Below are 5,734 nucleotides of genomic sequence, written 5' to 3' on the forward strand. Positions count from 1 at the left end.
CTTCGATCTCTCGTTAGCGGGAGGCGAATTCTACAGCGTTTCAACTCGCTGTCAACCACCTTTTTCACCGCTGCCGATCTATTCGACCGAAGCACTTCCAGCACCATCCTTAAACATCTAACTCATTGATTAACAAGGAGTTTTCCGTTTCGACTGCGCCGGAAGAGGTGCGCATTATAGAGAGATGAAACGGGGCGTCAAGGGTTAATTCCAACCTTTCTCAAAACAACCCAAAACGCCCCTCTATATAGAAGGGCGCAAACACTACAACACGCCAGCAGTGCGCAAGCGCTGGATCTCATCCGCTGTCAACGCCAATACCTCAGAGAGAATCTGATCAGTATGCTCACCCAGCAATGGCGGCGCATTGCGATACTCGACTGGCGTCTCCGACAGCCGAATAGGGCTCGCCACTTGCGGCACACGCCCAGCCAAGGGGTGGGCCAATTCAATGGCAAGGCCACGGGCCTTCACCTGAGGGTCCTCGAACATCTTTGCCAGGTCATTGATTGGCCCACAAGGAACACTGGCCTGCTCCAGCAAGCTGATCCATTCGGCTGTGGTCTTGAATACCGTTACTTGACGAATCAAAGGAATCAACTCGGCGCGATTCGCCACTCTTTGCTTGTTAGTCGCAAATCGTGGGTCATCCGCCCACTGAGGCTGCCCAGCCACTTCAGCGAACTTGCGAAACTGACCATCATTACCAACCGTAAGGATGAAGTCGCCATCCGCCGTGGGGAAGTCCTGATAAGGCACGATATTCGGATGCGCATTACCCAGCCGACGGGGCGCCACCCCAGTAGTCAGGTAATTCATTGCCTGATTGGCCAGGCAGGCGACCTGTACGTCGAGCAACGCCATATCAATGCGCTGCCCACCGCCACCGTGCTCACGGTGGGCGAGGGCGGCTAGTATCGCAACAGTCGAGTAAAGCCCGGTAAGGATGTCGGTGAGGGCGACCCCAACCTTCATCGGACCAGCCCCTTCGTCACCTTCAGGGCGGCCGGTCAGACTCATGAGCCCACCCAACCCCTGAATCATGAAGTCGTAACCCGCACGCTTGGCGTAAGGGCCGGTTTGACCGAAGCCAGTAATAGAACAGTAGACAAGGTTAGGATTGATCGCCTTCAGGCTTTCATAGTCGAGGCCATAAGACGCCAGCCCGCCCACCTTGAAGTTCTCGATGAGAATGTCCGATTTGGCTGCCAGTTCACGCACCAAGCGCTGACCTTCAGCCTGAGTGAAGTCTATGGTCAGCGAGCGCTTGTTGCGGTTGGCAGACAGGTAATAGGCTGCCTCACTGGTATTCTCACCCCGTGCATCCTTGAGGTAGGGCGGCCCCCAGGCGCGGGTGTCATCACCCACACCAGGGCGCTCCACCTTGATCACCTCGGCACCCAGGTCCGCAAGGATTTGCCCAGACCACGGCCCAGCCAATACTCGCGACAGATCCAGCACCCGCAGATGAGATAGCGCGCCCATGGTCTGGCTCCCTATTAGTAGAACGCCTGAATGCCGGTTTGCGCACGCCCAAGGATCAATGCATGCACGTCATGGGTCCCTTCATAGGTGTTGACCACTTCAAGGTTGACCAGATGCCGCGCAACACCGAACTCGTCGGAGATGCCATTGCCGCCCAGCATGTCGCGCGCCATACGGGCGATGTCCAAGGCCTTGCCGCAGGAGTTACGCTTCATGATCGAGGTAATCTCAACCGCAGCAGTACCTTCATCCTTCATCCGCCCCAGACGCAGGCAACCTTGCAAGGCGAGGGTGATCTCGGTCTGCATGTCGGCCAGTTTTTTCTGGATCAGCTGGTTTGCAGCCAGCGGACGACCGAACTGCTGACGGTCGAGGGTATATTGCCGCGCGGTGTGCCAGCAGGCTTCAGCGGCCCCCAGCGCACCCCAAGAGATCCCATAACGCGCAGAGTTCAAGCAGGTGAAGGGGCCCTTCAGGCCACGCACGTCGGGGAAGATGTTCTCTTCGGGAACGAACACATTGTCCATCACGATCTCGCCAGTGATCGACGCGCGCAGACCCACCTTACCGTGAATGGCCGGCGCACTCAGGCCTTTCCAGCCTTTTTCCAGGACGAAGCCTCGGATATCACCGGCATCATCCTTGGCCCAAACCACAAACACATCAGCGATAGGGCTGTTGGTGATCCACATCTTGCTGCCAGTCAGGCTGTAGCCACCCTCGACCTTGCGGGCACGGGTGATCATCGAGCCTGGGTCAGAGCCATAGTTGGGCTCAGTCAGGCCAAAACAACCAATCCATTCACCACTGGCCAGCTTGGGCAGGTACTTCTGCTTCTGGGCTTCAGTACCAAACTCGTTGATCGGCACCATCACCAGTGACGACTGCACACTCATCATCGAACGATAGCCGGAGTCGATTCGCTCCACTTCACGGGCGATCAAGCCGTAGCACACGTAGTTGAGGCCACTACCACCGTACTGCTCAGGAATGGTCGCACCGAGCAGGCCGATTTCTCCCATCTCACGGAAGATCGCAGGATCCGTCTGTTCGTGACGAAAGGCTTCCAGTACACGCGGTGCCAACTTGTCCTGAGCAAACTGGAAAGCACTGTCACGCACCATGCGCTCTTCTTCAGTGAGCTGCTGATCGAGCAACAGGGGGTCGATCCAGTTGAAGCTTGCTTTGCCAGCCATGGGCGAATCCTCAAGAAATGGGTTCAGGTTTTTTGTCCTTTGATCCTAGGCCGGAAAGCCCAGAGGGACAAACGAGGATTGCGCATAAACTTGTGATAATTTTTCACTCCGTAATGGAAAAAAGCCCATTCCTGCGTTCTATTAGTGAGATCAACGTATATGAGGCGCAAGATACCCAGCACCACGGCCCTGGTTTGCTTTGAAGCAGCCGCGCGCCACGAGAGCTTTACAAAGGCGGCCCAAGAGCTGTCCCTGACGCAGGGTGCCGTCTGTCGACAGATAGCGGGGCTGGAAGACTTCCTCAATGTCGAACTGTTTCGCCGTTCACGCCGCGGGGTAAAACTGACCGAAGCAGGGCTTTCCTATAGCCGTCGGGTAGCGACACAGTTGGATGCCGTAGAGCGCGACACGTTGTCGGTCATGGGCCAACAGGGGGCCAATGTCATTGAACTGGCCGTGGTGCCAACCTTTGGCACCCAGTGGTTGCTGCCTCGCCTGAAGGAGTTCCAGCACCGCCATCCAGAAGTCACCGTCAACTTGACCAACCGCACGCGGCCTTTTCTGTTCGCCGATACGCATTTCGACGCGGCGATCTATTTCGGCGATGCCGACTGGCCAGGTACACAGTTCCACCGCCTGATGGGCGAGAACCCGGTCCCGGTATGCAGCCCGGCACTGCTCGGCGCCCAGCAACAGCTCACGGCGAAGACCATCGCCAGCCTGCCTCTGCTGCAGCAAACCACCCGACCATATGCTTGGCGACAGTGGTTTGACAGCCTGAACATGAATGTTGCTCGCGACATGACGGGGCCACGCTATGAGCTATTCTCGATGCTTGCCCAGGCTGCGATACATGAAATGGGCATAGCACTGATACCGCCATTTCTGATTCAGCGCGAGCTGGCAGAAGGGCGCCTGGTTATCGCCAACCCCCATGCACTGTCGAGCATCAAGGCCTATTACCTGATGATTCCCGAGCGCAAAGTGGAGTCTGCGTCACTGCGCGCCTTCCGCGACTGGCTGGTAGAACAAGCCCGCAACTACATCGCCAGCCACAGCGAGAGTGTTCGAAATTAACTACGTAGTGCAATATTCTGAACACCTACAAATATACGTAAATGTCGCAATTAGTTAAAACCTGCCAACACCCTCATCAACACCCCCTAACCCTGCTGTTTACGTGGCTTTGACGCTATAAATAGGGTGCATTTTCTCTCGTACAGTGATTTCAACGGAAAATTTTCAAATTTTGCCGTAATCTCCCTGAAGCCCAAGGCTGACGGGCTGAAGGCCGATTGTTGCGACATACGGTCACAGGGTGACTTGTAGTTTGTTTATCGTCACCCTTCAAAATCTGTTGAAGCGATTCAGGATCGCCAGCAAAATGCCCAGCCCCGCCTGAATTCACGCGGGATCGTGCTGATCGGCCGCCCCAGACGCACCATCCGTAGTGCACTGGTTTACTAACAAAAGATCACGCAGGAGAAATTGACGTGCACATTGGTGTTCCTCTCGAAACGCAGACGGGCGAGACACGCGTCGCTGCAACCCCGGAAACCATCAAAAAACTGATTGGCCAGGGTCACCAGGTCACCGTTCAAAGCGGCGCTGGGGTTAACGCCAGCGTACCGGACAGTGCCTACGAAGCAGCAGGCGCCACTATTGGCAGCGCTTCCGATGCGTTTGGCGCACAACTGATTCTGAAAGTTGTGGCGCCCAACGATAGTGAACTGGGTCAGATCAAGAGCGGTTCCGTGCTGTTGGGTATGCTCAATCCCTTCAACAACGATGTCATCGCCAAGATGGCCGAGTGCGGCATTACAGCCTTTGCCCTGGAGGCGGCCCCGCGCACTTCCCGTGCGCAAAGCCTGGATGTGTTGTCGTCACAGGCCAACATCGCCGGTTACAAGGCTGTCCTGCTGGCAGCGCACTATTACCCTCGCTTCATGCCGATGCTGATGACCGCTGCCGGTACGGTAAAAGCCGCACGCGTGCTGATTCTCGGCGCAGGTGTGGCCGGGCTGCAGGCAATCGCCACAGCCAAACGCCTGGGTGCGGTGATTGAGGCTTCGGATGTACGGCCTGCCGTTAAAGAGCAGATCGAATCGCTCGGCGCCAAGTTCATTGATGTGCCGTATGAAACCGACGAGGAGCGCGAATGCGCCGAAGGCGTTGGCGGCTATGCCCGACCAATGCCGGCGAGCTGGATGCAACGCCAGGCACTGGCCGTGCATGAGCGCGCCAAACAAGCCGATATCGTCATCACCACCGCACTGATCCCCGGCCGTAAGGCACCCACGCTGCTCAGCGCCGAAACCGTTGCGCAGATGAAGCCGGGATCGGTGGTCATCGACTTGGCGGCAGCTCAAGGCGGTAACTGCCCGCTTACGGTTGCCGATCAAGTGGTTATTGAAAACGGTGTGACTATCGTCGGGCCAACCAACCTGCCAGCAATGGTCGGCGCCGATGCCTCGGCGCTTTATGCACGCAACCTGCTGGACTTCATGAAACTGCTGTTCGACAAGGATGGCCAGTTCACGATCAACCTCGAAGACGACATTGTCGCCGCGTGCCTGATGTGCCGCGACGGTCAGGTCATCCGCAAGAACGGATAAGGAGCACGACAATGGAAGACATGCTGATTTCCCATGGCGTCTACAACCTGATCATCTTCGTGCTGGCCATCTATGTCGGTTACCACGTGGTCTGGAACGTCACCCCGGCGCTGCATACCCCATTGATGGCGGTTACCAACGCCATTTCCGCCATCGTCATCGTTGGCGCAATGCTCGCCGCAGCCCTGACGGTAACCCCGCTGGGCAAGATCATGGGTACCCTCGCGGTCGCCCTGGCAGCGGTCAACGTGTTCGGCGGTTTCCTGGTCACCCGGCGCATGCTGGAGATGTTCAAGAAGAAAGCAGCGAAGGCAGAGGGGCAGAAGTAAACATGAGCATGAACCTGGTAACACTTCTCTACCTTGTCGCCTCGGTATGTTTCATCCAGGCCCTCAAAGGCCTGTCGCACCCGACCACGTCGCGCCGCGGTAATCTGTT

6 protein-coding genes are annotated in these 5,734 nt (G+C 57.0%); 4 read left to right on the forward strand and 2 right to left on the reverse strand.

Annotated elements, in window-relative coordinates; all coding sequences use genetic code 11:
- Nucleotides 1-264: 264 nt before the first annotated feature.
- Complete coding sequence (locus EKA13_RS25595; protein WP_065761867.1) at nucleotides 265-1,485, reverse strand: CaiB/BaiF CoA transferase family protein; 1,221 nt, start codon at nucleotides 1,483-1,485, stop codon at nucleotides 265-267.
- A 14-nt stretch (nucleotides 1,486-1,499) separates the two neighbouring features.
- Nucleotides 1,500-2,681 (reverse strand): acyl-CoA dehydrogenase, encoded by a 1,182-nt coding sequence (locus tag EKA13_RS25600; protein WP_065761868.1) that lies wholly within the window; start codon nucleotides 2,679-2,681, stop codon nucleotides 1,500-1,502.
- 159 nt (nucleotides 2,682-2,840) lie between these two features.
- Here EKA13_RS25600 and EKA13_RS25605 point away from each other — a divergent pair, with 159 nt between their 5' ends.
- The 4 genes from EKA13_RS25605 to EKA13_RS27945 form a co-directional block, all read left to right on the forward strand.
- Nucleotides 2,841-3,758 (forward strand): LysR family transcriptional regulator, encoded by a 918-nt coding sequence (locus EKA13_RS25605; RefSeq protein WP_065761869.1) that lies wholly within the window; start codon nucleotides 2,841-2,843, stop codon nucleotides 3,756-3,758.
- Nucleotides 3,759-4,174: 416 nt separating this feature from the next.
- On the forward strand, nucleotides 4,175-5,296 hold the full coding sequence (locus tag EKA13_RS25610) for a Re/Si-specific NAD(P)(+) transhydrogenase subunit alpha (protein ID WP_065761870.1): 1,122 nt from the start codon (nucleotides 4,175-4,177) through the stop codon (nucleotides 5,294-5,296).
- 11 nt (nucleotides 5,297-5,307) lie between these two features.
- Complete coding sequence (locus EKA13_RS25615; RefSeq protein WP_042127705.1) at nucleotides 5,308-5,625, forward strand: NAD(P) transhydrogenase subunit alpha part 2; 318 nt, start codon at nucleotides 5,308-5,310, stop codon at nucleotides 5,623-5,625.
- Between the two features lie 2 nt (nucleotides 5,626-5,627).
- Nucleotides 5,628-5,734: NAD(P)(+) transhydrogenase (Re/Si-specific) subunit beta (locus EKA13_RS27945; RefSeq protein WP_176717411.1), on the forward strand; the 107-nt coding region annotated here is incomplete at its 3' end.

The sequence above is a fragment of the Pseudomonas defluvii genome (genome assembly GCF_001695625.1).
GTDB lineage: Bacteria > Pseudomonadota > Gammaproteobacteria > Pseudomonadales > Pseudomonadaceae > Aquipseudomonas > Aquipseudomonas defluvii.